Origin of the sequence: Sporosarcina sp. P1 (assembly GCF_002743155.1) — a bacterium.
Lineage (GTDB): Bacteria > Bacillota > Bacilli > Bacillales_A > Planococcaceae > Sporosarcina > Sporosarcina ureae_B.
In genome coordinates, this window is record NZ_PDYS01000008.1 from 1 (window position 1) to 25,136 (window position 25,136).

A 25,136-nucleotide genomic window follows, 5' to 3' on the forward strand; every position below is an offset into this window, starting at 1 on the left:
CGCTTTCCGCTTTAGTATCATCCAGCTACAAGCGCCAGGCTCTCGGGTCGTTTCAGACTTTCCAAAAAGGCAAAGAACGCCTTTGTGGTAAGTCCTCCAACGCCTGTCGTGCCTACACGGCGCTTTCCGCTTTAGTATCATCCAGCTACAAGCGCCAGGCTCTCGGGTCGTTTCAGACTTTCCAAAAAGGCAAAGAACGCCTTTGTGGTAAGTCCTCCAACGCCTGTCGTGCCTTCACGGCGCTTTCCGCTTTAGTATAAAAAAAGCCTTCCTGCAGACAAGCAGAAAGGCCGAACGTATGTAGTTATGTACGTTACCATTTCTCTCATCTATCAAAGCATTACGCTTTGAGTGATTTGGCACCATTTCACATATGTGACGGTTGCCGGGCTTCATAGGGCACTTCCCTCCGCCGCTCTTTATAAGAGTTACATATTCATTTGATTAACTACTTATACCATACATCGACTTCTATTGTCAACTGAGCTTCTCTAGCAAATACGGGACGGATTGAAAGGCGTAAATTTTTTCTATAGGCTGTCCTTTGCGCTGAATAAGTAAACAAGGAACGCTTTCTATCTCATATTCTATTGCGATAGCCTGGACATAGTTCAAATCCGCCTTTCCAATCGGTAGTTTCGGACGCATTGTCTCGATTACCGTAAGCATTTTTGAAGCGACTGCGCATGTTCCACACATCGGTGTATATAAATAAAAAGCGGCTACTTGCTCTGCCGCCTGTGTGCGTTGCCAGTCTTCAATTGTCCAATTATTCATGTGGTCCACCTGCCAAGTATTTGGAATGTACTTTAAAATTAGCAGCAGCTAAAATGCTTGCCAATAGCTTAACGGGAGTCGTTTCTACTTCGCGGTAGAGACGATCCGTATATAAATGTCTCGCTTCAGGGTACAGTTGTTTGAACAACTTACGAATGGACTCACCGGAAGCGTCCGCATCCATAAAGACGAACAGGTCCTGCTGCTCGTACGGTTCAAGCAGTTCTTCAATATGGTACGCACTGATGGTACCATTCGTACAAAGAATCTCTACAGGCTCTGCAAGGATCGGCACTAGCCGCTTACGATCCGAACCGCCTTCTACAATGAGAACTTTCGGGTCCATCTGTTTCCTCCTAGCGTATAAAAAAGCGCTGAGACGTTCCAGCGCTTTTTTCTTTTAGAATATTATTCAGCTGTCATTTCTTCATACTGCTCAGCTGTCATTAACTCATCAAGTTCAGCTTTGTTATCGATTTCAACTACTACCATCCATGCGTCTTCATATGGTGATTCGTTAACCAATTCAGGGCTATCTTCAAGGTTTTCGTTCACTTCTACCACTTTACCAGTTAATGGAGCGTACAATTCAGAAACAGTTTTCACTGATTCAACGCTTCCGAAAGGCTCGTCTGATTTTAATTGATCGCCAACCTGTGGCAGTTCAACGAATACAATATCGCCTAGTTCAGACTGTGCGAAATGTGTGATGCCGATACGGTATTTACCGTCTTCTTCTTTTACCCACTCGTGCTCTTCTGAATATCGTAAATCTTTTGGTGTGCTCATGTCGTTACCTCCAAAAATATAATAGTTTATCTACCTTTAGTTTGCCATAGTTCCCGTATAAAGACAAGAATCTAAATCACTTCTTCCACGTTTCCGTGAATGTTGTTTCATTAAATCCGACTGTCACTTTTTGGTTATCAGAAACGATTGGACGTTTGATGAGCATTCCGTCTGAAGCGAGGAGTGCGATTTTTTCATCTTCTGTCATGGTTGGTAGCTTGTCTTTCAAGTTAAGCTCACGATATATCTTGCCGCTCGTGTTGAAGAACTTTTTCATTTCAAGTCCAGAGTTCGCGATCATGTTGCGCAGCTCGTCTTCGCTTGGAGGTTGTTCGGCGATGTTCTTTTCTTCGAATGAAATCCCTTCGTCCGTAAGCCATTTCTTCGCTTTGCGGCACGTGGTACATTTTGGATAGCCGTAGTATGTCATAGTCATAATAATCAATCCCTCCTTTTTTTCAGTATAGCAAATAAAGGGGCGTAGATGCTAACTTAGCGGCGTTTGACTGATGTTGTATTAGTGCGTAGAGGGGGGCTGGCAATGTGTTGGGGTTGGGGATTGACGCTTCGGAGGGGACGCGTTTCTGGAGGGCCCGCGGTGAGCCCCCTAGTCGCTACGCTCCTTTAGTGGTCTCACCTGATCGGGCTGATCCTCCCAGAGTCGCCCCTCCTACGCGCCAATCCCTTGCAAAGTGAGCGGGTGATACTTTTTTTGTGTATGGAAGTTAGTGTTGTGATTGATGTTGAACTTCGGTACTTGAACTGAAATAAGTCAAGACACAACAATAATTAACATACGCTCTCCAGTAAGTGATCTAAGTCCCCTCACTATCCACGTAGGATGGAAGCGGAAGTTGGGGTCGACTCCTGGAGGATCAGCGAGAGCCGTAGCGAAGGACGGCTTTTGCGAGTAAAAGCGAAGCGTTAGGCGTATGTGCTTTCATACACTACCTTGAGTAAGCCACGCCCTCAGGAAAGCGTTCCCAACTGGAGCTTCCATCCCCTCACAAATACAAATTCTCTCATCACGCAAAAGCACTTGTTTTTGAACTTAACCATGTTCAAAAACAACAATAACTAACACACCACCTCCAGTAAGTAATTCAAGTCCCCCCCTATCCACGTAGGATGGAAGCGGAAGTTGGGGGCGACTCCTGGAGGATCAGCGTGAGTTCGAGACCCTGGACTGAACGAAGTGAGGGAAGCGGCTCGGGCCACGCCCTCAGGAAAGCGTCCCCCAACTGGAGCTTCCATCCCCTCATACTCACAAATTCTCTTATCACGCAAAAGCACTTGTTTTTGAACTTAACCATGTTCAAAAACAACAATAACTAACACACCACATCCAGTAAGTAATTCAAGTCCCCCCACCATCAACGTAGGATGGAAGCGGAAGCTGGCGGCGACTCTGGGAGGATCAGCGTGAGTTCGAGACCCTGGACAGGTGCCTTAATTTCTGCAAAGTACACAGAAATGCGGCAAAGCGAACCCTTCGCTGTTCACTTGGCTCGGGCCGCGCCCTCCAGAAAGCGTCCGCCAGCTGGAGCTTCAATCCCCTCACACTCACAAATTCCCCCACCACCCCAATGCTCTCACTTTTGAACTTAAACAAATATCAGCCAAAACAAAAACGCCCCACATAGGAGGCGTTCTGTCTAAACTATACTCACACGATATACTTCTCTGCTTCGATCAGCTTCACTGAAGCCTCACGCTTCTTCGCAATCAAGTTATACGGATTATTACGAGTCAACTTACGCAAAGCCGAAATCATCATGCGCTGGTTGTCGCCGTCGACCGCTGCAAGCAACGTCTCTTTTGCTGCCGCTTCGATACGTCCGAACGCTTCCTGACAGAAGATCTGTGTATAAAGAAGCTTCTGGTTCTCTTTCTCTTCACCATTCTTGTTGATCGCCTTCTCCGTACGAAGCACTGCAGACTCCATACCGAATAAATCATTCGCAATATCTGCGATGTTCACAAGAATCTCCTGCTCCTGATCGAGCTTCGTACCGTAACGCTGTGCTGCAAGTCCTGCAACCAAGATGCCGATCTTCTTCGCGTTCTTCACAAGCGCCTTCTCTTGAGCCAATGCTTCGTCACCCACTTCTTCCGGCATAAGCATTAACAACTCTTCTTGCAACGCTTGTGCTTGTTGAAGCAATGGCAATTCGCCTTTCATTGCTTTCTTCAAGAACGTGCCTGGGACGATCATGCGGTTGATTTCATTTGTTCCTTCGAAGATACGGTTGATACGAGAGTCACGGTAAATACGCTCTACTTCGTACTCCGCCATGAAACCGTAACCTCCGTGAATTTGAACGGCTTCGTCAGAAATATAGTCCAAAACTTCTGAACCTACTACTTTATTGATAGAACATTCAATTGCGTATTCAGCAATGGATGCCGCCACTTTTGCACCGTCTTTTTGCTCTTCAGGGCTCATCGCCGCGTTACGCTCTTCAAAGTACCCAACTGTACGATAGATCAAACTTTCTGTTGCGTACAACATAGAAGCCATCGTACCAAACTTTTCTTTCGTTAAGTTGAATGAAGAAATCGGTGTGTCGAACTGCTTACGCTGGTTAGCATATTTGATAGCCAATTCAAGTGCACGCTTCGATCCGCCAATTGTGCCTACTCCAAGCTTGTAACGACCGATGTTCAAAATGTTGAACGCGATCACGTGTCCGCGACCAATTTCACCTAATAAGTTTTCAACAGGAACTTCTGCATCTTCTAGAATCAATGTACGTGTAGATGATGATTTAATACCCATTTTCTTCTCTTCCGGTCCAACTGAAACGCCCGGGTACTCTTTTTCCACGATAAATGCTGTGAATTTGTCGCCATCTACTTTTGCGTATACTACGAAAACATCAGCAAATGCAGAGTTCGTGATCCACTGTTTTTCACCGTTCAGTATATAGTGTGTACCGGCAGCGTTTAATTTAGCAGTCGTCTTCGCGCCTAGTGCATCTGACCCTGAGCTCGGCTCTGTCAATGCATAAGCTGAGATTTTTGCTCCACTTGCAGAGTTCGGCAAGTACTTCATTTTTTGCTCATGATTACCGAATAACACAATCGGCAATGTACCGATGCCTACGTGTGCACCGTGTGTAATCGAGAAGCCGCCAGCTACTGATAATTTCTCAGCAATCAACGCAGATGAAATCTTATCTAGTGCGAGACCTTCATACTCTTCTGGAATATCTGCCGCTAGAAGTCCTAAATCTCCAGCTTTCTTCAACAATGTTACGGAGTTTTCAAACTCATGGTTCTCTAGCTTTTCAACTAACGGTGTGACGTCATTTTTTACGTACTCTTCCGTTGTTTTGGCGATCATCTTTTGTTCATCTGTAAAATCCTCTGGTGTGAAAACGCGACTAGCGTCCATATCCTCAGTTAAAAACGCTCCACCTTTTACGAATTCTGTCATAGTAGTTCCCTCCATAGCTTTAGTCATGTAATTTCCCCCTATTTGTTTGTCTGTTTTTTATAGAACTTCGAATACTCCAGCTGCTCCCATTCCGCCACCGATACACATCGTGACGACGCCGTACTTTTTGCCTTGACGTTTCAATTCATTAATTAATTTCAATGTCAAAATGGTTCCTGTTGCACCTAGTGGGTGGCCTGATGAAATCGCTCCACCATTGACGTTCACTTTATCCGTATCCAATCCAAGTTCGCGAATAACTGCCAGTGACTGAGATGCGAATGCTTCATTGAGCTCAAAGAGATCAATGTCTTCAATAGATAGACCGGCTAGTTTCAATGCTTTTGGCACGGCTACAATCGGTCCAACCCCCATCACTTCAGGTGGAACTCCACCTACTGCGAATGAAAGGAATTTTGCTAACGGCTTGAGTCCACGCTCTTCAGCCACTTCTCTATCCATTAATAAGACCATTCCTGCACCGTCAGATGTTTGTGACGCGTTACCAGCTGTTACGGAGCCTTTCGCTGCGAATGCCGGACGTAATTTCCCCAGTACTTCAGTCGTCGTACCTGGACGCACGCCTTCATCCATTTCGAATAAAATCGTTTTTTCCTGATACTTGCCGTCTGAACCGACAAAACGCTTCGTTACTTCAACCGGTACAATCTCATCGACAAATTTGTCTTCTTTGATTGCTGCTTCCGTACGTTTATGTGATTCAACTGCGAACGCGTCCTGATCTTCACGGGAGATACCATACTTTTGCGCCACTTGCTCCGCTGTATGCCCCATCCCCATGTAGTATTCAGGTGCTTCTTCCGCCAGTTTGTAGTTCGGACGAATCGTATTGCCCATCATCGGGACCATACTCATCGATTCAACGCCACCCGCTAAAACGGCTTCTGAGTGACCCAGCATGATGCGTTCTGCCCCATAAGCGATCGACTGCAAACCGGATGAACAAAAACGGTTGACCGTTACGGCTGGAGTGGTGTCCGGTAAACCTGCCAATGCGCCGATGTTACGTGCTACGTTCATTCCTTGCTCTGCTTCTGGCATCGCACAACCGATGATTAAATCATCGATTGGCCCATCATAATTTCCTGCACGCTTCAATGTTTCCTTTATAGTCAACGCCCCAAGATCATCCGGACGGACAGTTGCCAAAGAACCTTTTCCTGCTTTTCCAATCGGTGTTCGAGCACCGGCTACAATTACTGCTTCGCGCATTCTGTTTCCTCCTTTAGCTATCTCTCATCAGTTACGTAACGGCTTACCCTTGACCAGCATATGCTGCATACGCTGCTGTGATTTCGGTTCTGCCACTAAACTTAAAAATGCTTCCCGTTCTAAATCAAGTAAGTACTGCTCATCGACACGTGTACCATACGGAATCTTTCCGCCTGACAGTACGTATGCGAGTTTCTTCGCAATCTTCAAATCATGTTCGCTAATGAATCCAGAATTGAACATCCCTTCAGCTGCAAGTAATAGTGTCGCATAGCCTGAATCGCCTGTTACAGGAACTTTTGCTCTCTTCGGCGCTACATAGCCTGCTTCAAATAAAGACAAAGCGGCCTGCTTCGCGTCGTAGATCAGATGATCAGGATTAACACTTATGCCGTCTGCAAAGTCGAGGAAGTTGTTCTCACGTGCTTCTTCAGCAGATGTCGACGTTTTCGCCATGGCAATGGATTCAAATACTTTATTCGCAATATGTTGATAATCAGTAGGTACACCGTTCGGTAAACCTTTAAGGTGCTTCTGATACAAGTTGACGTTTCCGCCGCCACCCGGAATCAACCCTACCCCTACTTCAACAAGCCCCATATACGTTTCCATAGATGCTTGAATATGTGCAGCTGGAAGACAAACTTCTGCTCCGCCACCTAGCGTCATCTGGAATGGTGCCGCAACAACCGGCTTACCGCTATATTTAATCTTCAACATCGCGCTCTGGAATGAACGGATGACAAAGTCGAGTTCAAAGATATTATCATCTTGGGCTTCCATTAAAATCATGCCAAGGTTTGCCCCGACACAGAAGTTTTTCCCTTGGTTCCCGATTACAAGCCCTTTGAAATTCTGCTCCACTTCGTCTACTGCGAAGTTGATCATCTGAATAATGTCCAGACCGATCGCATTCGATTGTGAATGGAATTCAAGTAATGCTACACCATCGCCAAGGTCAATCAAGCTTGCGCCAGAGTTCTTCTTAATGACACCGTGCTTTTTCTTGTACTGCTTCAAGTTGATCGCTTTCTCATTCACTTGCACCATCTGATAGTCCGTGCCGTCGAAGTAGTACGTATCGCCATCCTCTTCTTTATAAAAAGTTTCATAGCCTTTATCGAGCAATGACTGAACAAGTTCAGGAATTTCCTTGCCTTCTTCTTTCAGCATGTCCACAGACTTCTTCACGCCGATCGCATCCCAAATTTCAAATGGCCCTTGCGTCCAGCCGAAGCCCCACTTCATTGCGTTGTCGATAGATACGATATCGTCTGCAATTTCACCGTGAAGCTGTGCTGCATAAAGCATCGTTGGTGTTAACGTATTCCACAAAATCTCGCCTGCACGATCTTTTGCATACAGTAACGTCTTCACTTTATTAGCTAGTCCTTTTTGCTGTTTTGCCATCTCTATTGAAGGCGCTTTCATTTTCTGTGTAGGTACATATTCAAATGTCTTCATGTCCAGTTCCATAATATCTCGGCCTTTTTTCACGTAGAAGCCTTGTTTTGCTTTCGCGCCGATCCAGCCATTATCGATCATTTTCGTTACGACATCAGGTAGTTCAAATATTTTTTGTTCTTCACCAGTTGTCTGGTCGTAGACGTTTTTCGCAACGTGCATATACGTGTCCAGTCCCACAACATCTAATGTACGGAATGTCGCGGAAGTCGGACGGCCGATTAATGTACCTGTAATCGAGTCGATTTCTCCGATTGTATAACCGCGTTCTAGCATTTCATGCAAAGTCACTTGTAAACCATACGTACCGATTCGGTTACCGATAAAGTTTGGAGTATCCTTCGCAATAACGACTCCCTTACCTAAACGATCCTCGCCGAACACCGTCATAAACTCTAGAACTTCAGGTGATGTCGCTTGTGCAGGAATAATCTCAAGCAATTTCAAGTATCTTGGAGGATTGAAGAAGTGTGTTCCAAGGAAGTGCTTCTGGAAATCTTCTGAACGTCCTTCTGTCATCGCTTCAATACTAATGCCCGATGTATTGGATGAAATGATGGTGCCTGGCTTTCGCACATTTTCAATCTTTTCATATAAACTCTTTTTAATATCAAGGTTTTCTACGACGACTTCAATGATCCAATCTACGTCCTTTAATTGATCCAAATGGTCTTCGAAGTTTCCTGGTGTAAGTAATGATAAGCTTTTCTTCGTTGTCAGAGGCGCTGGCTTTTGTTTTTGTAATTTCTCCAATGCTGTAGCCGCAAACTTATTGCGGAATTGTGGATGATCATACGTTAATCCTTTTGCCTCGTCATCTGCACCTAATTTCGGTGGTACGATATCTAGTAAAAGTACGGGAATGCCAATATTCGCTAAGTGCGCCGCGATACCAGAACCCATAACTCCAGATCCTAAAACTGCCGCTTTTCTAATTTGATAAGTCACGTGCAATCCTCCCTTATGTTTTTTGAATGAACACTCATTCATTTATAGCGTAAAAAAAATACGCGTTGTCTATGAATCTAAGTATAGATCATTCGAAACTATTTCGCAATATTTAATTTGTATTTAATCAGACTTTTTAAAATAAGCAATTTAATACCAAACCGTCTTTATTCATTGTACACTATTTATTGAATGGAGGCGATTTAAATGAAAGAAATTAAAACGGTAACTGAGTTTGAAGAAATCATTGCGAGTGACCAACCAGTACTTGTGAAGTTTGAAGCAGACTGGTGCCCAGACTGTAAGCGTATGGATATGTTCATTGATCCAATCGTTGAAAAATACGATACATACACATGGTATGAAGCGGATCGTGACGTTATTCCTGAAATTGCTGAAAAGTATGAAGTGATGGGAATCCCAAGTCTGTTAGTCTTCCAAAATGGTGAGAAGCATGCACATCTACATAGTGCGTTTGCGAAGTCCCCTGAACAAGTTACGCAGTTTTTAGACGAAGTGAAGATCTAAAGATGATATGTGAAAATGCTGAGAGCCTATAGGTTCTCAGCATTTGCTTTATAGAGCGGTTGTGTAACTTGTATGAGCGCTTGCCACGCGTGATAGAGCGCATAACTGGATGGATAGAGCGAATATGCTACAACTATGAGCGCTCGGCCCGCTACATAGAGCGCATTACCAACGGGATTGAGCGGGTACACAGCAATTATGAGCGCTACACATTGCCCCCTCGCCAACCAACAACATTTCCTAGAGAGGAGAAGTTCTACATGTCCAAATACATAGAAGTGAAAGGCAAATCCCAATATGATCAAGACATTGAACCTAGCTATCGTCCGTCGGCTTGCGGACCTGTTACAGCGTATGTTTTGCTGCGCCATTTCTTCCCTTCTGAACCAACTCCTTCTATTAATGAGTTGTATCGAACATTAGGTAGTACGAAGATTGGTTTGCCTACTTGGCGCTTTGTTCGTAGGCTGAACCAAATGGTCGGCTCGCAGTGGAATGTGAAGATTTGTACTGTACAGCAGGCTATGGAGCAAATCGATGAAGACCGTCCCGTTGCGTTGAAATTTGATAAGTGGTTCAAGTTCAAATGGCGTAGCCGATTTTCATTCGATTATCATTGGGTCGTGATGGTCGGGTATGAATACGTAGAGAATCAACTACATGTACTCGTTCATGACCACGGTGGCAGAAATTGCGCGAGCCGTGTACGCTCCATTCCCTATGAGCCGAATAAACTGATTTTGACGTTTGTTAAAATCGAACCGTTAAAACGGTGAAACAGGTAGTCCTTGTTTAGCAATCATGGAATATCCGAGTTCTTCCATCACGTTTGCTGTTTCTGCAGTGAACTCCGGAATGTTCAATTCTTCTAGAGGATCGTCGAGTGTAATTTCACAATGAATCGTTGCGAGATTCTTTGAAATCATTAACATTTCCTCTTCTGCATTCAGTTTCTTTTGTACTCCTGCTGTTAATTTTTCTCTCGCCGCGAGCACACCATCTACCGAACCGTACTCCTGTATGAGCTTCAATGCCGTCTTCGGCCCAATCCCCTTCACTCCTGGATAGCCGTCACTGGAATCGCCAGTGAATGCTTTCATATCAATGAATTGCTTAGGAGTAATTCCATACTCTTCTATAAAACGAGCTTCTGTGTATTCATCATACTGCGTGAAGCCTTTTTTCGTCAGCGCAATCGACACATCGGGCTGTAGTAACTGAAGTAAATCTTTATCTCCTGATACCACTGTCAATTTTGCTTCGTCTTTCCACGTTTCAATCAGCGAACCAATCAGATCATCCGCTTCCATATTCTTGATCCCATAACTTTTCCACCCTAGTGTTTCCGATACTTCCCGTGCCATATCGAATTGGGGAATTAATTCTGGTGCTGGTGCAGGACGATGTGCTTTATAGTCTGCGAATAAATCATTACGGAATGTTTTTGATCCCATATCCCAACACACCGCTAAATGTGTCGGTTGGAAAATTGAGATGGCACTCATCGTATGCCGCGCGAATCCTTGTACGCCATTCGTTGGTACATCCAATGCATTGCGGAAAAACTGCCCGCTATGTGCCGTCGCAAAAAATGAACGGAATAACAAAGCCATTCCATCCACTACTAAAATATGCGGTTTATTTTCATTCATTCTAATCCACTTCCTTTGTTAATAGTTTAGCACAGCTGTCGTACGAAGAGATAATAAGGTCAAATAACCAACAGACTGCATATGATAAAACGAATAGAAAAGGAGGCGTAATAGTTGAATCCACAAGATGAATTTATGGGGTATCCGCACTTTACAGATTCATGGCAAGGTGCTGACCCGCAAGGCTTCTCCACAGCGCAATCGTTTTCTTCATGGCAACCTTGGTTTCCGGGGATGCAAGGACCTCAAAGTTTCCCAGGTATGCAATGGTTTCCGAGTATGCCCGGCTTCCCTGCATCACCTAGTTTTCCACAGCAACCGAATTTCCCTGGACATCAGCCAAGTCGGCCAGGGAATCCAGCCGGTCAGGCAGCTGCTCCTACTTCCCCGCCACCGAATCAAATCCCGAGCTATCCAGAATTTCAGACGTTCGCGGTAGATCCGGGTGCCATAGCAGGTTGTTTATATCGCTTTACGTATGTATGGACTTCACGACGTCATGGATTCTGGTTTTATCCAACATTTGTCGGTCGACAATCTGTCGCAGGGTTTCAGTGGAATCCACGCAGATTCCGCTGGGAGTATATAGGCATTGATTTGCAACGTATTGATCAGTTTCGTTGTGTGTAATGAGTCTAAATGAAGGAGTGATAGTTTGAATCAGCAAGATGAAGGCATGTGGTATCCGAAGCTACCTGACGGATATCCAAGTCAGCAGAATGAAGCACACCATCAACAGTATCGTCCGCCATATGGCCAACAACAGCAGGGGTGGCCAGGTGGGTACCCAGGATATCCACCACCAAATCAACAAAACCCGCAATGGCCTCCTAGTTATCCAGGGCATCAACAAGGGTATCCAAGTTATCCTCAACACCCTACTTATCCAGGACACTCGGGGTTTCCCGGACATCCTGGTCAGCAAGGATATCCAGGACATCATCCACAGCATGAGAACCACGGACATCATCAAGGACAGCCAGGAGGTCATCCACAGCAAAGTGCACCGACTTCCGCTCCTCCCAATCAAATACCGAGCTATCCGGATGCTCAACTACGCGCAGTGGATCCGGGCGGCATAGCAGGTTGCTTGTATCGGTATACGTATGTATGGACTTCACGAAACAAAGGGTTCTGGTACTACCCGACATTCGTCGGTAGAACTTCGATCGCAGGATATCGATGGGATCCACGTCAGTACCGCTGGGAGTATTATGGATTAGACTTGCAGAAGATCGATTCATTCAGATGTATGTGAACTGAAATGTAGTGATTCGAAAGCGTTCTAAGAGAAGCCTGACGATTTGTCAGGTTTCTCTTATTTTTCATCCATCTCCAAATGCCTTCTTTATACTTTACGACCGGAACAAAGGCTCTTTAAACATGCAGTTTACATAGCTAAAAACCTAGTCACAAGACTAGGCTTTTGTTAGCGCCTTTTCATACTGCGGATCACTTTCTTCATTTCTTGTTCCACGCGCGTCGATTCCGTGATTTTCTGTAATGCTTTATTATACGTAAACAAATCCAATGAATTTCTCCCAGCTAAATAACTCATTGTGGGGTCAGGCAACTTCACAAAACAACTAGACAATGCCCATGCCACTGCCATTTTGACGTAATAGCCTTCATGTTGCACGCGATCTAGCAAACCGAGTACTCTGTCGATATAGTCGGGTTCACTATAATAAATGAGCAGCATCACAATACCGAAGCGAAGTTCATATTCTTTCTCAGAATGTACATACGGTTGAAGAAATGACCAAACACGTTCCTTATTTTGCTTAGTGAATTTCAACCCCGAACAAAAACTGTCGCATACGGACCAATTATCTATTTTCGGAACAAATTTCGCTACATATAGTAAGAGCTCTTCCACGTCCGCTGTAACGTAACCAATTACTAAGCCTTGTAACATCACTTCTTCAAAATACTCATCATTCGCTGTCTGTAAATACGCTCGCCAATCATCTTTTGCAATCCTTTTTGCAAGTTTACGAAGTTCGGGCATTCGCACCCCAAGAATAGTATCGTTTGTCGGTATGAGTGCAGAGGAAAACTTCTGATAGTCTGTATCTATTTGATCAAAGATTTGTTTCCTGATGATATCGTGCATATAAAATCTCCTAGTAGTTTGTATTTATTTTTTCGGTTCAATAGTGGGTAATTTTTTATCAACTAGCTTAGGGGGAAGTGGTGTGATGGTGCAAAAACAATTGATATTGACTATAATACAGCTTTTCGTCTTCTTGAGGGAGTAAAGTTCTTCGCAAGTGTCTACTGGATTGCCTTCCATATCGACTGGTTCCAATAAAGTTAAGGTTGCACAGCATGTATCCATATCGAATTTTTCCAATCTGAAATAAGGGGTCTTCATGCATTTATAATGGGCACTGAATGGTGTTTGTAATTCGCAATCATGAAGTGTAAAGGGTATCGTATCGTAGACAGGAAACGAACAGACATATTGAAACCCTTGACTGAATGTAGCCATCAATTCTTGTTCTTCCAGTAATCTCTTCATCGCAACACAAATTACACTAGGAGTCGTCATCGTTTTTCTTCCATCCCTTCATATATACGTATCTACTATATATATGACAAAGCCGATAGAATGGTTGGGTGCGGTCAGGCATTCATTGATCATGTTTGGAATATACATCAAGTCGGTTTATTTTGCTTGGCAACATATACAGCATAAGGAACTAAGTTCTTTGCGATAAGAAATGCAAGTTCCTCATTTCCTGGTCTCCAATTCACTTCGAATATCCAAAGCTTATTATTTTCGTCGACGCCTATATCAATGCCAAGCTCATCAAATTCTATGTCGAAAGTACTTTCGAATTCATTGGTAAAACGTTCAGCAAACTTCTCTAAAGTCTGTCTCATATTCCTTCGTTCATCGCCAAATTCTCTTTCTAAAAACGATCTGAGCGTCCCCATACTGCCGCCACGTGCAAGATTACTAGTCACTCTGTCCATTGTACCGATCCGCGGATAAATAATCGAAATCATCCATTTCCCTTCTCCGTTTTTCTGCACATGTAGTCTGAAATCATATGGATTGCCATCTTTAGTACGGCAGGATATATACGGCTGGACCAAGTAGTCTTGCCCACTGATTAAATCTTGAAGATCGGAAATAAGTTGTTTTCGATTTGTGGTTGTCTTCTCTGTATCGACGATCGTATGGAAATGCTCTCCATCTTGCTCGACGAACCAAATCCCCCTTCCTTGATTGCCGGATACTGGTTTGATAATCACTTTTTTATATTTTTTCATAGCCTCCAACACGTCTTTAGGTTGCTCGATCCGGATCGATGGAATTAGATAGTCCACAAATTCTGGCATTTTACTAATCCTTCTATAGACACTCATTTTATTGCCGACTGAGTGTGAAGTGAAAGGAACGATCTTACTTAATTTAATATAGACGTCCATTTCCTCATCGGTCTTCATCCCGCATGCATTGTGTATGACATCCGGAAACATCATATCTTTTTCAACCCACTCGCCTTGTTCATATACATAACCTGAAATGACTTTCTTCTCAAAATTCACGCCTTGTGGTGAAAAGTAGTAAAAATTCACGCCTTCCATTTTAGCGACAGCTGCCCAGGCAAAAGCTTTATCTACTCTGCTCGGGTGTTTCCTTGAATGCAACATCGCCACTGTAATCATCTGCTCTCACTCCTCATTAGATTCTATATAAAACTTGATATTCTTCGCAGCATGCAAAGCGTTTCGTTTCGCTTTTGATGCTGTTTCGCCAGAAGCGATGACATAGCCATACCGACTTCCCATCGAAATGGGCGGTGTCATGAATGTCCCTTTACGTGGTTTCACGTAGACTTCGCGCACACCTTCATGCTTCTTTGCATAATTCTTCCCTGTCACTTTCAACAGCGTGCCATACGCGTTGACGGTAATATAATGCGTATAAATATGGTTTTCGTGCTTTCTCTTCAAATTTATTTCTTCACCCATAAATAGCTTCAATGTCTCTTCCATTAAATTAATACCATATGCCTCTTCTATCATGCGATTCATGGCGCCACCCGATATCCGTGGATTCAACTCAATCAACTTCCAGGTATCCCTGACATATCGTAACTCAAGGTGACAGGCTACATTTTTTGCTCCAAGGTCGTTGCAGATAGATTCCACTGCCTTAATAAGCTTGGCGTATAGGTTTCTTTCTAGTGATAGCTGAATATCATAACCAGTAATGATAAACTTCAAATCTTTTTGGATATCTTGTTTAATTACCGCAACTGGATGGAGCTCCCCCTCAACTACCACTAGTTCAACCAAATACTGTGGGCCATCCAAATACTCTTCAATGACAATTTGCTGGTTAGGATTTGCTTTCAACATACTCTTCATGACACGAGTCATTTCCTTTCGATCTTCAACGAGATACACATCTCTAGATGCTTTTGAAAATGGCGATTTGACGATCAGAGGAAATGTCTCTTGCTCACTGATGAACTGCTTCAAATCCGTCGATGGTTCAAAAATCATAAATTTGGGCGTCGCTTCGTTTGTAGCCAATGCGGTCCTAGTTAATGCTTTGTCCTCCATTTTCAGATAGGCATCAGCAGAAATTTTCGAATGACAAAATTCATTTGCTAGATGAGCGGTCATCGATACAAACGGATCCACGAAACTGAAAATCCCCTTCAGTTTGAATCCCAACTTCTGTATTGCGTGAATATGTTCCCGAATCGTTTCTTCCGTTATGCTGTCCATGTGAATCATTTGCGTAACTTCCGGAAACTCTTCTCTTTGATCGATAAATCTCGCATTCTCGGTTAACAACACGGTGGCATAGCCTAACCTTTCTGCAGCTTTTATCGCCTCCCTGCTCGAACCACTTTTCGTAGTTTCCACAAACAAAATAGTATTCATTTCACACACTCCTTAGCCAAAGCCTGTTAATCATTTATATGTGTTTATAAAAATACAAACAATACAGTCAGTTATTTTTGCGTTCTTTTATTCATATGATTGGTTACTGCTAGTCAGATAGGCCTTCGAACATGCGTGAATATAGTTTTTACGCTCGTGTAACATTGAATAAAAAGAGCAAGATAAGTAAAATACCATTGAATAATTCAGATTAGTAAGTATAATGGTATAATGGCAGTTAAAATAGTTTAAAAATTCTAATCAGTAGAACTACTTTCAACATAATTCATTGATCAGTAAGGAGAGAACACCTATGACAGCGACTACTGAAAATATCGTTCAGTCTTTGCAAGAAGTATTAACCGAAGAACAAGTGACCATTAATGACACCGTGCGTGAACTTCACGGAAAAGATGAGTCTTACCATACAATGAAATTACCAGATATTGTCGTGTTCCCTTCTTGTACGGAAGATGTCAGCAAGATTATGCGCCTATCGAAAGAACTAAACGTAGCCGTCATACCGTTCGGACTCGGCTCAAGCCTAGAAGGTAGTGTCATTCCGGATAGTGGTGGAATCACGATCGACTTTTCAAACATGAACGCGATTCTAGACGTACGTGCAGAAGATTTTCTCGTTACGGTACAACCAGGCGTCACGCGTACACAATTAAATAAAGAACTGAAGAAACATGGATTGTTTTTCTCTGTCGATCCAGGGGCAGATGCGACACTTGGCGGCATGGCGGCAACGAATGCTAGCGGCACGACTTCCGTCAAGTATGGTGTCATGCGCGATCAAGTTCGCGATCTCGAAGTGGTCTTGGCAGATGGCACGGTCATCCATACCGGCAACAAAGCGGCTAAATCTGCATCTGGACTTCATTTAAATGGATTATTTGTTGGCTCAGAAGGAACATTAGGTTGCTTCACGGAGCTGACATTACGCGTCTATGGTATTCCTGAATTCACAACAGCCGCTCGTGCATCGTTCCCTACCGTTCATGATGCAGTGGAAGCAGTCGTTTCTATCTTGCAAGCAGGCATTCCGATTGCGCGGGTAGAGTTGGTGGATGAGCCATCTATTAAACAAGCGAATATCTTCAGTGAAACGAATTATCAAGAAAAACCCACATTATTCTTGGAATTCCATGGCAATGAAGCAGGGTTACAGCAAGATGTCGAATTCACGAAAGAAATCGTTGCAGATCATCAGTGCACGGATATCGAATTTGAAACAGACAACGCCGAACGCAATCGACTATGGGAAGCCCGTCACAATCTGGCCTATGCCTATATTCATGGAAATCCCGGCAAAAAACTAATGGTCACAGACGTCTGTCTACCGATTTCAGAACTGGCTGACGCGGTCAATCATGCACGTGAAGTAGTCGAGTCACTTGAAATGCCAGGTGGAATTGTCGGCCATGTAGGCGATGGCAACTTCCACGTCTTGCTGATGATGAATATGAATGATCCAGCAGAACTGGCGAAAGCCGACGAACTTAACGAAAAAATCGTTCGCTATGCACTGGAGCGTGGCGGTACTTGTACCGGAGAGCACGGCGTCGGAATCGGCAAACAGAAATACCAGCAAGAAGAACATGGCGCTGCACTTCTGGTCATGCAGAAAATCAAGCGAGCACTCGATCCGGATAACTTACTCAATCCAAACAAGATTTTCCATTTAGATTCTGAGGTGATGAAACCATGAAAACACTTGAAGCAATCGGCTCAATTGCTGGAAAGTACTTTGCATTTTGGGTCATTCTAGTCGCTGTAATTGCGTTCATGTTCCCGACTCCTTTTCTCGGACTTGGTGCATACATCACGATTTTACTCGGCGTTGTCATGTTCGGCATGGGACTGACGTTACGTGCGGTGGACTTCAAAATCATTTTGACCAATCCGTTATCTGTGATCATAGGTGTAGCCGCTCAATTTATTGTCATGCCATTGGCTGCATTCGGACTTGCCTATTTATTGAAACTACCACCTGAACTAGCAGCCGGTCTTGTATTGCTTGGATCTGTTCCAGGAGGTACTGCTTCAAACGTCATGGTCTATTTAGCAAAAGGAAATCTCGCATTATCTGTTGCGATGACATCCCTCTCTACTCTATTGGCACCACTTATCACGCCGCTATTATTACTATTGTTAGCTGGACAGTGGCTACCGGTGGATGCGTTGTCGATGTTCAAGTCAATCGTACAAGTCATCATCATTCCCATTGCGTTAGGACTACTCATCCAACGATTCTTCCCAAGAGGAGTTGCGAAAAGTGTAACCGTCGTACCGATTATTTCAGTTGTTGCGATTCTCATCATTGTCGCTGCGGTTACTTCCGCAAACGCAGGCAACGTCGCAAGCTCAGGTCTAATCGTATTTATCGCCGTGTTCTTGCATAACGGGATCGGATTACTTCTTGGGTATTTGATTGCACTGGGACTTGGATTGAACGAAAACGACAGACGCGCCATTTCACTTGAAGTGGGCATGCAAAACTCTGGACTGGGCGTAGCGCTTGCGACTGCGCACTTCGGACCCCTTGCTGCACTTCCAAGTGTATGGGGTGCGATCTGGCATAATATCTCGGGTCCAATTCTTGCGACAATCTGGTCGAAGAAGCCAACGAAAGATATCGAGGAACCGGAAGTTTTGATTCAAGCAAAAGTAAAAGTCAATGTATAGAAAACTGAAAATGCCAGACTTCGATGTCTTTGTCGAAGTCTGGCATTTTCTATCTATAAATAAAGAAAAAACTATTTTATTGTTTTATTTGTAAAAATTAATTGTTTACTATTCTACTAGTGTGCTATCGTTAGTTTTTGGAGACATACTAGAAAAAGCAATTATAGATTTGGAGAGATTATTGTAATGAGAAAATGGCTTGTTGCTTCTTTGGCTTTTGTCTGGATTATAGGTGGAGTGATTTTGTGGAGCGATTGGAATAATAGAGAGCAAGCATTATCTGCCAAAGCCGATGTAATAGCACAAAAAAGTGCAGTAGACGGTACATCTGAAAAAATGAATAAAGTAGAACCAGATCAAAAATTAGAAGAAACGATTATTAATACAGCAACAATCGGTATGGTTGGCGATGTATTATTACATAATCCAATTTACACGTATCCTCACTTCGATTTTGCATTCGATGCGGTAAAAGAGGAGATGACCAGTATTGATTTTCTCTTGGCAAATCAGGAATCTATGCCTGGCGGTGTGGAACTTGGTTTATCTACTTATCCAAAGTTCAACAGTCCAAAACATATACTCCCCGCTTTACAAAATGTTGGCGTCGATATGGTTTCATTCGCCAACAATCACACGTTTGACAAAGGGGAAAATGGTGTGCGCAAGGCGATTGAACATGCGCAACAATATGGCATGCAGTATGTAGGTGCTTATGAATCTTTTAAAGACCGCAAGACTCAACGAATTGTCGAAGTGAACGGCATCAAAATTGGAGTGCTCGCCTATACGTACGGTACAAATGTAGAGATAGATTTGCATGACAAAGAGTACTTGGTGAACTACATCGATCGTGAACGAATGGAAAATGAAATCCAACAGATGAAGCCAATGGTAGACGTGACGATCGTATCGCTGCATTGGGGTCCTGAGTATCAACTCGAAACGTCCGAAGATCAAGCAGAGCTCGCGCAATTCGTTTCGGATGCGGGTGCTGACGTGCTGTTCGGACATCACCCACATGTTTTACAACGCTATGGAGAAGTGGGACATACCAAAGTGTTCTTCTCGCTCGGCAATTTCTATTCTGCCCAACCGTTCGATTATACGAACTTTGGCGGAATCGCCAGACTGTCTGTAACGAAAGAACAAACGGGTGGGCAAAAGACTGTCACTATCGAAGATCCACGCTTTTTCCCGACTGGCGTCATTAAAGATCAAAATAAGCGCTTTAAAGTCGTACCACTTAACAAAGCCCATTCCACCATTCATTACACTGAAGAATGGGTGGAAAACCATGTCGGTGTACCGAAATGGTAACTAGATAAAACAAATAACGCCTTTCTAATCAATCGATTAGAAAGGCGTTATTTGTTATGTAGCTCATTATTTACTTAACACGGTCTTTACATCTTTTATCAACAATTCATTCTCGGTTTCTGTTAGACCATCGTATCTTTTCACAATTTCACCATCAGGATTAATTAAATAAAAATAATAGCTATGCGCACGTTGATCTAATGCTCCACTTTCCAATATAGAAAGGAATGTGTTTCTCGATAATTCCTGAATCGTTTTAAAATCATAACCTGTCAAAAAACTCATCGTACGGAGATCGGCTCCAAAATCTGCAGCATAGTTCCTTAATACTTCTGGTGTATCATTTTCTGGATCTATACCAAATGAAACAATACGAGGTTCCAAACCATCTTCCTTTAATTTTTCTTGAATACCGACCATATTAGCGGTCGTTCTTGGGCATACTGTGATGCAGTTGGTATAGGAGAAATAGGCAATCCACCACTCACCCTTTAAATCCTTCAAGCCAAGCGGTTCGTTGTCTTGTGTAGTAAATTCAAAGTCCGGCATCGTTTGGGACATATTCGTTTCGATCTCATTATTGCAGCCGCTTAGTATAAGAATCATGGTCAAGAAAATAACAGCAAATTTTACTTTCATAAATATCCTCCCTCTTTTGTATGTCGCAAAAAATAAAGTGATTCTTCTGCAACGGCCTACTGTGTAGTATTGCACGTTTTACTACAATCATTTTAAGTCTTAAATGATTGTATCATCTTTATTCCAACTTGACGCACGTGATCCATTTCACTCGAATCATAAGAGATAATGGCACTGTATTACAGTCTACTACTTCTTCACTTACTAAATCAAAAAACTTAAAAGAAATATGATAAAAGAATGTATTGTTGTCTAAATAGGATAAATAAGGGCAGGATAAATAAGGATAACGTATGGAAATGACTACATGTTCTATGTACTAATCAATGAAAAAATTTTTATGTATATGGAGGGGTTAAAATGGCGGATCAACAACCACCCAAAGACGTAAATGGGAAACCGCAACACGAGCAAGATTTGGGACGGAGAAATTTCTTGAAAAATACCGGACTCGTTGCTGGTGGACTCGTCGGGGGATCTATTTTCGGGGGTCTACTCTCAGGCGGTTTGGATAAGAAAAATGACAACATAGCGAAAAATGATAGCAATAAAGGTATCGAAGTAACGCAAGCACGTCAATTCTTCACGCGTCATCAAGATTTTAAAGTATTAAATGCAGCAACAGAACAAATTTTACCTGAGGACGAACTCGGTCCTGGCGCAATTAAGTTAGGTGTCCCCTATTATATTGACAAACAATTAGCAGGACGCTGGGGTGTCAACGCATACGACTATCGACAGGCTCCCTATGCAATTGATTTGAAAGCAGTCGATCAAACGGCAGGGCCTGGCGGAGAACAATCGATTTTGGATCGTGGCATGATCTTCTTGCTAGGTCTTCGTAAAATGGACGAAGAAAGTCAAAAGCGTTTCGAAGTTACATTTGACAAAGCAACCGAAGAACAACAAATAGAAATCATGACGGACTTCGAGGCAAACAAAGTGAAAATGAAAGGCGTAAAAGCTTCAGAGTTTTTCATTTTGTTAAAACAAGCGACATTAGAAGGGGCTTACTGTGATCCATTGTACGGCGGCAATATCAATATGGAAGGATGGAAAATGAAAGAATTTCCGGGCGCTGTGGCTTCTTACGCTAACTATATTGAGTCAGATGAATTTGCAAAGCTGGATCCCGTCAGTCTGCGAGATTACCAAGGGCATTAAAATAGAAACCGTAAGGAGGATATAAAATGGTAAAACAACTTAAAAAGGTAGATGCGGTTATCGTAGGTTCAGGATGGGTCGGTGGAATTGCAGCAGCGGAACTGACGAAAGCAGGATATAATGTAGTCATTTTAGAACGAGGGAAAAACAAAAAGCATGAAGACTATATCGGTACGAAAGATGAGTTACGCTATTCTAAGCGATATGATCTCATGCAAGAATTGAATAAGGATACAATTACTTCACGTAACTCCATGAGTAAGGAAGCAATACCCGTTCGGAATAATATGAACGCACGTCTTGGAAATCATACTGGAGGCGCAGGTGTTCACTGGAACGGGATAGCTTTCCGCTGGTTGCCATATGATTTCGAAATTTATAGTAAGACTGTAGAGCGCTATGGTAAAGATAAAATCCCTAAAGAATCGACCATGCAGGATTGGGGGATTACATATGATGAGCTCGAACCGTATTATGATCAATATGAAAAAACAGCTGCCATCTCAGGCGAAGAAAACCCAATTGGTCCTCCACGGTCTGATAAGTATCCTAATCCTCCTATGAAGGAAACGCCGAATATTCGTCTATTCATGAAAGCAACGAAAGCTCTTGGTTATCATCCCTATCGTATCCCTTCAGCTAACGCTTCACAAACATACACCAACCCTGATGGTGAAACGATCAATGGTTGCGTATACTGTGCATTTTGTGAAGAGTATGGTTGTGACTTCGGAGCGAAAGCGGATCCGATCGGTACGGTACTCAAGACGGCACATAAAACAGGTAAGATGGAAATTCGTAATGATGCGTTCGTGAATCGAGTAAGCCACGACGGAAAGAAAGCGAATGGATTAATCTATACCGATACCACGACTGGTGAAGAATTCGAACAACTAGCAGATATCGTAGTACTTGCAGGTTTCGTCTTTACGAATACGAAGTTGCTGTTACACTCTAAAATCGGGCAGCCTTACGATCCGAAAACAGGACAAGGCATCATCGGCAAGAACTTCACAGGCCACTTCAACAACTTGTCAACGTATATTGGCGCTCGTGGATTCTTCGAAGACAAGAAGTTCAATAATTTCATGGGTGCTGGCGGGATGGGTGCGACGATCGATGATTTCAGTGGGGACAATGAAGATCACACGAACCTAGACTTCTTGCATGGCTATGAAGTGCACTACAGTCAGCTTGGTTCACGTCCTATTGCCAATAACGCAGTTCCATATGATACACCTGGTTGGGGTAAAGAATTTAAAAAGAATTCAATAAAATATTATAATCGTAATCTATTCATCACACCACAAAGTGGCTTCTTGCCGAACAAGAATACGTATATGGATTTGGACCCAATATATAAAGATGCACTCGGTAATCCACTTCTTCGTGTCACCGTTGAATATGCAAAACAGGACATCGCACGTGCGAAAGCAGGCGTCGCACGTTGTGAAGAGATCATGAAAGAAATGGGAGCAGACAAAATGAACGTCGATGTGGTGAAAGACGATACTGTATTTGACCATAAATTCTATACGGATCACTTCTTCGGTGGTGCCATTATGGGTGCTTCTCCTAAAAACTCCGCAGTCAACACCTACTCACAAATGTGGGATATGGAAAACCTATTCGTAGTAGGCGGGTCCTCATTCCCGCATAACAGTAATTACAACCCTACCGTTACGATTGGCGCATTCGCTTATCGTGCAGCCGAAGGAATGATTAAATTCTTAAAAGAAGGCGGCAATGTAGCTGTAAAACCACTTGAAAAGAACGCTTAATTCTAATAACTACATACGCCATCACCATGTCTGAATTGACAAGGTGATGGCGTATTTTTTGTGTAAGAATACATCATAACTCTATGAAGTCACTTAATATGCAATATAACTTCTTCTTTCAAACTGGATAAAATCGGTGAACGTTCAACCGCAGTAGCCGCGATTTCAGCCAATTGTCCTTTATTCGTAGTGGACTCAGCCGATAAAACGATCATCGGTTTCATAATGCCGCTATTGCCGCTTTGAATTCCTAGAAACGGCGCTTTATCGCATACGCCAGTGAAAACGATTTCCGCTCTATCTACAGTCACTCCTTGATTATACGCTTCCAAATGGAATGTAACACCGAAACTAGTAGTTGCTGCAGCAATTAATAATTCAATCGGCATGACTTGTTTTTCTCCTGGCTTCGCAATACCTTCTAGATCAATTTCCTGTAGATCTTTCGTTTCAAGTGACATCATTTCCCCTACTACATACTGGCTTGTCCCTTGCCATTCACTAATTGCGAGTGACGGATCTTGCTCTATCAATTTCTTCATTATATTCATAATTTTTGTTGTGCTCATATTTTAATGCCTCCAGATTGTTCTCATGGTGTCTATTATACATGTATAACATTGATTTGCTAATAAAGTATGCATTGCGCTTTATCGATTGTCTAGTGATAGGATAACAAATTTCTAGTACTAACAAGAAGTATAGAACTGAAACTTATGACGTGTTGTCTGTTACTACATAATCTATGTATGTGATGATGACCCTCATTACGACTGTAGCACATCTCGGTTGATAAACTGATCCATCATATGTTATAGCTGACTCCTCCTTTGTACACTATATAGAGTCAGAAAGAGAAAAGAATACAGCGTGTGGAAATATTTTTTCCACACGCACTATATCTTTTTTTGTAGTGTGTTTAAGTTCTTAGGTTATTGCTAGTAGCAAAATCGTCTCTTAGAGTGGAACAAAACGTTCGCTTGAAGGGATTGGTTTACTCTTCTCGTCATACCTACTTGAACAGTCGCTGTTTCAATTTCTATAGTTAATAATTTTATCAATAAAAACAGTAGACAAATTTTATTAAAACTTTGTCTACCGTTTGAATGTTTCTTTATTTTTTTATAATTTATTTTTGGAACATGCTTTCAATCAATTCTTCCATATCTTCTGCAGCATGCAGTTCTTTCGACTGAAGGGCGTCGAGCTCACCGCTCTCCATCGCTTCCACGCTGAACTTCTCTGTCTTCTCTTCTACACAATGGACGAATACGGTATAGGCTTCTTTCAGTTCATTGCCTTCCGTCTCAAATGCGTTCGGAACTTCCAATGCATTCATATCAGCGAGGATCTGCTTGAACTCTTCTACTTTAACTAGCCATTGTTCTTTCATTGCGGGTATATCCAGCTCTTGTTTCGAAATGAATTGTTCGGAAATGCCTTCATACTCTTCTGACGCTATGATTAAGCGTTCGTGTAATCCAATAATTTTCTGTAAATAATCTTTTCTACTGAGTGCCATAGTATCATCTCCTAGTATGAGTATACTCGTTTAGTATTTCATCATACATCTCCTAATGCAAAGAGGAAAGTCTAGACACTTGTTCGGTACTTTTCAACATTGAAATGCTTGTCATTGATCAGCGATAACGAATTCTGTTTCTGCATCACTAGTCTTCTATTTCACCCATTATGTATACACACCAGACCGGCTCTATATAGCGTGCGGTTGGTTGACGGCTTATGCTGAACAGCTGCCGGTCTGGTGGTTTTCTATTTCTCACTTCGATAATGCTTCCC

The 25,136-nt window shown here is 42.9% G+C and carries 25 protein-coding genes and 1 riboswitch; of the genes, 10 read left to right on the plus strand and 15 right to left on the minus strand.

All coding sequences use genetic code 11. The features are described from left to right. The coding region (locus CSV73_RS16700) for a hypothetical protein (RefSeq protein WP_233202868.1) at positions 1 to 260 on the plus strand (260 nt) is incomplete at its 5' end. 62 nt (positions 261 to 322) lie between these two features. Further along, positions 323 to 428: riboswitch (SAM riboswitch) on the minus strand. 49 nt (positions 429 to 477) lie between these two features. Here CSV73_RS16700 and CSV73_RS09345 read toward each other — a convergent pair. The 7 genes from CSV73_RS09345 to CSV73_RS09375 form a co-directional block, all read right to left on the minus strand. Next, on the minus strand, positions 478 to 777 hold the full coding sequence (locus CSV73_RS09345; RefSeq protein ID WP_085131465.1) for a thioredoxin family protein: 300 nt from the start codon (positions 775 to 777) through the stop codon (positions 478 to 480). Beyond that, positions 770 to 1,123 carry a toprim domain-containing protein gene (locus CSV73_RS09350; RefSeq protein WP_085131466.1) on the minus strand — a complete coding sequence of 118 codons (354 nt, stop codon included), beginning with the start codon at positions 1,121 to 1,123 and terminating at the stop codon, positions 770 to 772. The genes CSV73_RS09345 and CSV73_RS09350 overlap by 8 nt, the downstream gene beginning before the upstream one ends. 62 nt (positions 1,124 to 1,185) lie before the next feature. Next, positions 1,186 to 1,566, minus strand: coding sequence for a glycine cleavage system protein GcvH (gcvH, locus tag CSV73_RS09355; RefSeq protein ID WP_085131467.1), 381 nt, complete (start codon positions 1,564 to 1,566; stop codon positions 1,186 to 1,188). Positions 1,567 to 1,642: 76 nt separating this feature from the next. Then, positions 1,643 to 2,002: an arsenate reductase family protein gene (locus CSV73_RS09360; RefSeq protein ID WP_099627333.1), complete on the minus strand. Its 360-nt coding sequence runs from the start codon at positions 2,000 to 2,002 to the stop codon at positions 1,643 to 1,645. A gap of 1,230 nt (positions 2,003 to 3,232) precedes the next feature. After that, positions 3,233 to 5,032: an acyl-CoA dehydrogenase family protein gene (locus CSV73_RS09365; RefSeq protein WP_369802581.1), complete on the minus strand. Its 1,800-nt coding sequence runs from the start codon at positions 5,030 to 5,032 to the stop codon at positions 3,233 to 3,235. A 30-nt stretch (positions 5,033 to 5,062) separates the two neighbouring features. Then, positions 5,063 to 6,238, minus strand: a complete 1,176-nt coding sequence (locus CSV73_RS09370; RefSeq protein WP_099627334.1) for an acetyl-CoA C-acetyltransferase — start codon at positions 6,236 to 6,238, stop codon at positions 5,063 to 5,065. Between the two features lie 27 nt (positions 6,239 to 6,265). Next, complete coding sequence (locus tag CSV73_RS09375) at positions 6,266 to 8,692, minus strand: 3-hydroxyacyl-CoA dehydrogenase/enoyl-CoA hydratase family protein (protein ID WP_483315709.1); 2,427 nt, start codon at positions 8,690 to 8,692, stop codon at positions 6,266 to 6,268. 165 nt (positions 8,693 to 8,857) lie between these two features. On the opposite strand from CSV73_RS09375, the gene CSV73_RS09380 reads away from it, so the two are divergent. Then, on the plus strand, positions 8,858 to 9,178 hold the full coding sequence (locus tag CSV73_RS09380; protein ID WP_085131471.1) for a thioredoxin family protein: 321 nt from the start codon (positions 8,858 to 8,860) through the stop codon (positions 9,176 to 9,178). Between the two features lie 260 nt (positions 9,179 to 9,438). Continuing rightward, positions 9,439 to 9,954 carry a C39 family peptidase gene (locus tag CSV73_RS09390; RefSeq protein WP_099627337.1) on the plus strand — a complete coding sequence of 172 codons (516 nt, stop codon included), beginning with the start codon at positions 9,439 to 9,441 and terminating at the stop codon, positions 9,952 to 9,954. Here CSV73_RS09390 and CSV73_RS09395 read toward each other — a convergent pair. After that, a complete protein-coding gene (locus CSV73_RS09395; RefSeq protein ID WP_099627338.1) occupies positions 9,943 to 10,830 on the minus strand; it encodes a 5'-3' exonuclease in 888 nt (295 codons plus the stop codon). The genes CSV73_RS09390 and CSV73_RS09395 overlap by 12 nt on opposite strands. A gap of 114 nt (positions 10,831 to 10,944) precedes the next feature. Between CSV73_RS09395 and CSV73_RS09400 the strand changes: the two genes are divergently transcribed. Both CSV73_RS09400 and CSV73_RS09405 read left to right on the plus strand, forming a co-directional pair. Further along, a complete protein-coding gene (locus tag CSV73_RS09400) occupies positions 10,945 to 11,460 on the plus strand; it encodes a hypothetical protein (protein WP_369802582.1) in 516 nt (171 codons plus the stop codon). 25 nt (positions 11,461 to 11,485) lie between these two features. Then, positions 11,486 to 12,088 carry a hypothetical protein gene (locus tag CSV73_RS09405; protein ID WP_099627339.1) on the plus strand — a complete coding sequence of 201 codons (603 nt, stop codon included), beginning with the start codon at positions 11,486 to 11,488 and terminating at the stop codon, positions 12,086 to 12,088. Positions 12,089 to 12,259: 171 nt separating this feature from the next. Here the strand turns inward: CSV73_RS09405 and CSV73_RS09410 are convergent, their stop codons facing one another. The 4 genes from CSV73_RS09410 to CSV73_RS09425 all read right to left on the minus strand — a co-directional run bounded on the left by CSV73_RS09410 (position 12,260) and on the right by CSV73_RS09425 (position 15,741). Then, positions 12,260 to 12,946 (minus strand): DNA alkylation repair protein, encoded by a 687-nt coding sequence (locus CSV73_RS09410; RefSeq protein WP_099627340.1) that lies wholly within the window; start codon positions 12,944 to 12,946, stop codon positions 12,260 to 12,262. 24 nt (positions 12,947 to 12,970) lie between these two features. Further along, positions 12,971 to 13,384, minus strand: a complete 414-nt coding sequence (locus CSV73_RS09415) for a CotY/CotZ family spore coat protein (RefSeq protein ID WP_099627341.1) — start codon at positions 13,382 to 13,384, stop codon at positions 12,971 to 12,973. A gap of 107 nt (positions 13,385 to 13,491) precedes the next feature. Continuing rightward, complete coding sequence (locus tag CSV73_RS09420; RefSeq protein WP_099627342.1) at positions 13,492 to 14,511, minus strand: YheC/YheD family endospore coat-associated protein; 1,020 nt, start codon at positions 14,509 to 14,511, stop codon at positions 13,492 to 13,494. A gap of 6 nt (positions 14,512 to 14,517) precedes the next feature. After that, positions 14,518 to 15,741 carry an ATP-grasp domain-containing protein gene (locus tag CSV73_RS09425; RefSeq protein ID WP_099627343.1) on the minus strand — a complete coding sequence of 408 codons (1,224 nt, stop codon included), beginning with the start codon at positions 15,739 to 15,741 and terminating at the stop codon, positions 14,518 to 14,520. 313 nt (positions 15,742 to 16,054) lie between these two features. On the opposite strand from CSV73_RS09425, the gene CSV73_RS09430 reads away from it, so the two are divergent. The 3 genes from CSV73_RS09430 to CSV73_RS09440 all read left to right on the plus strand — a co-directional run bounded on the left by CSV73_RS09430 (position 16,055) and on the right by CSV73_RS09440 (position 19,752). Next, on the plus strand, positions 16,055 to 17,455 hold the full coding sequence (locus CSV73_RS09430; protein WP_085131481.1) for an FAD-binding oxidoreductase: 1,401 nt from the start codon (positions 16,055 to 16,057) through the stop codon (positions 17,453 to 17,455). After that, positions 17,452 to 18,432, plus strand: coding sequence for a bile acid:sodium symporter family protein (locus tag CSV73_RS09435; protein ID WP_099627344.1), 981 nt, complete (start codon positions 17,452 to 17,454; stop codon positions 18,430 to 18,432). The genes CSV73_RS09430 and CSV73_RS09435 overlap by 4 nt, the downstream gene beginning before the upstream one ends. Positions 18,433 to 18,618: 186 nt before the next feature. Next, positions 18,619 to 19,752 (plus strand): CapA family protein, encoded by a 1,134-nt coding sequence (locus CSV73_RS09440; RefSeq protein ID WP_099627345.1) that lies wholly within the window; start codon positions 18,619 to 18,621, stop codon positions 19,750 to 19,752. A 66-nt stretch (positions 19,753 to 19,818) separates the two neighbouring features. Here the strand turns inward: CSV73_RS09440 and CSV73_RS09445 are convergent, their stop codons facing one another. Further along, positions 19,819 to 20,391, minus strand: a complete 573-nt coding sequence (locus CSV73_RS09445; RefSeq protein WP_099627346.1) for an SCO family protein — start codon at positions 20,389 to 20,391, stop codon at positions 19,819 to 19,821. Positions 20,392 to 20,751: 360 nt separating this feature from the next. Here CSV73_RS09445 and CSV73_RS09450 point away from each other — a divergent pair, with 360 nt between their 5' ends. Both CSV73_RS09450 and CSV73_RS09455 read left to right on the plus strand, forming a co-directional pair. Then, a complete protein-coding gene (locus CSV73_RS09450) occupies positions 20,752 to 21,555 on the plus strand; it encodes a gluconate 2-dehydrogenase subunit 3 family protein (protein ID WP_099627347.1) in 804 nt (267 codons plus the stop codon). 26 nt (positions 21,556 to 21,581) lie between these two features. Continuing rightward, a complete protein-coding gene (locus tag CSV73_RS09455) occupies positions 21,582 to 23,336 on the plus strand; it encodes a GMC family oxidoreductase (protein WP_099627348.1) in 1,755 nt (584 codons plus the stop codon). A gap of 89 nt (positions 23,337 to 23,425) precedes the next feature. Here CSV73_RS09455 and CSV73_RS09460 read toward each other — a convergent pair whose 3' ends face one another. Further along, on the minus strand, positions 23,426 to 23,905 hold the full coding sequence (locus tag CSV73_RS09460; RefSeq protein ID WP_085131487.1) for an OsmC family protein: 480 nt from the start codon (positions 23,903 to 23,905) through the stop codon (positions 23,426 to 23,428). A gap of 560 nt (positions 23,906 to 24,465) precedes the next feature. After that, entirely contained in the window at positions 24,466 to 24,858 is a 393-nt protein-coding gene (locus CSV73_RS09465) for a hypothetical protein (RefSeq protein WP_085131488.1), read from the minus strand. Between the last annotated feature and the right edge of the window lie 278 nt (positions 24,859 to 25,136).

What these genes read in the sequence shown, in the direction of transcription:
- CSV73_RS09345 (WP_085131465.1), bottom strand. Translation starts at nt 777, where the DNA reads ATGAATAATTGGACAATTGAAGACTGGCAACGCACACAGGCGGCAGAG.
- CSV73_RS09350 (WP_085131466.1), bottom strand. Translation starts at nt 1,123, where the DNA reads ATGGACCCGAAAGTTCTCATTGTAGAAGGCGGTTCGGATCGTAAGCGG.
- gcvH (WP_085131467.1), bottom strand. Translation starts at nt 1,566, where the DNA reads ATGAGCACACCAAAAGATTTACGATATTCAGAAGAGCACGAGTGGGTA.
- CSV73_RS09360 (WP_099627333.1), bottom strand. Translation starts at nt 2,002, where the DNA reads ATGACTATGACATACTACGGCTATCCAAAATGTACCACGTGCCGCAAA.
- CSV73_RS09365 (WP_369802581.1), bottom strand. Translation starts at nt 5,032, where the DNA reads ATGACTAAAGCTATGGAGGGAACTACTATGACAGAATTCGTAAAAGGT.
- CSV73_RS09370 (WP_099627334.1), bottom strand. Translation starts at nt 6,238, where the DNA reads ATGCGCGAAGCAGTAATTGTAGCCGGTGCTCGAACACCGATTGGAAAA.
- CSV73_RS09375 (WP_483315709.1), bottom strand. Translation starts at nt 8,692, where the DNA reads ATGAATGAGTGTTCATTCAAAAAACATAAGGGAGGATTGCACGTGACT.
- CSV73_RS09380 (WP_085131471.1), top strand. Translation starts at nt 8,858, where the DNA reads ATGAAAGAAATTAAAACGGTAACTGAGTTTGAAGAAATCATTGCGAGT.
- CSV73_RS09390 (WP_099627337.1), top strand. Translation starts at nt 9,439, where the DNA reads ATGTCCAAATACATAGAAGTGAAAGGCAAATCCCAATATGATCAAGAC.
- CSV73_RS09395 (WP_099627338.1), bottom strand. Translation starts at nt 10,830, where the DNA reads ATGAATGAAAATAAACCGCATATTTTAGTAGTGGATGGAATGGCTTTG.
- CSV73_RS09410 (WP_099627340.1), bottom strand. Translation starts at nt 12,946, where the DNA reads ATGCACGATATCATCAGGAAACAAATCTTTGATCAAATAGATACAGAC.
- CSV73_RS09415 (WP_099627341.1), bottom strand. Translation starts at nt 13,384, where the DNA reads ATGACGACTCCTAGTGTAATTTGTGTTGCGATGAAGAGATTACTGGAA.
- CSV73_RS09420 (WP_099627342.1), bottom strand. Translation starts at nt 14,511, where the DNA reads ATGATTACAGTGGCGATGTTGCATTCAAGGAAACACCCGAGCAGAGTA.
- CSV73_RS09425 (WP_099627343.1), bottom strand. Translation starts at nt 15,741, where the DNA reads ATGAATACTATTTTGTTTGTGGAAACTACGAAAAGTGGTTCGAGCAGG.
- CSV73_RS09430 (WP_085131481.1), top strand. Translation starts at nt 16,055, where the DNA reads ATGACAGCGACTACTGAAAATATCGTTCAGTCTTTGCAAGAAGTATTA.
- CSV73_RS09435 (WP_099627344.1), top strand. Translation starts at nt 17,452, where the DNA reads ATGAAAACACTTGAAGCAATCGGCTCAATTGCTGGAAAGTACTTTGCA.
- CSV73_RS09440 (WP_099627345.1), top strand. Translation starts at nt 18,619, where the DNA reads ATGAGAAAATGGCTTGTTGCTTCTTTGGCTTTTGTCTGGATTATAGGT.
- CSV73_RS09445 (WP_099627346.1), bottom strand. Translation starts at nt 20,391, where the DNA reads ATGAAAGTAAAATTTGCTGTTATTTTCTTGACCATGATTCTTATACTA.
- CSV73_RS09450 (WP_099627347.1), top strand. Translation starts at nt 20,752, where the DNA reads ATGGCGGATCAACAACCACCCAAAGACGTAAATGGGAAACCGCAACAC.
- CSV73_RS09455 (WP_099627348.1), top strand. Translation starts at nt 21,582, where the DNA reads ATGGTAAAACAACTTAAAAAGGTAGATGCGGTTATCGTAGGTTCAGGA.
- CSV73_RS09460 (WP_085131487.1), bottom strand. Translation starts at nt 23,905, where the DNA reads ATGAGCACAACAAAAATTATGAATATAATGAAGAAATTGATAGAGCAA.
- CSV73_RS09465 (WP_085131488.1), bottom strand. Translation starts at nt 24,858, where the DNA reads ATGGCACTCAGTAGAAAAGATTATTTACAGAAAATTATTGGATTACAC.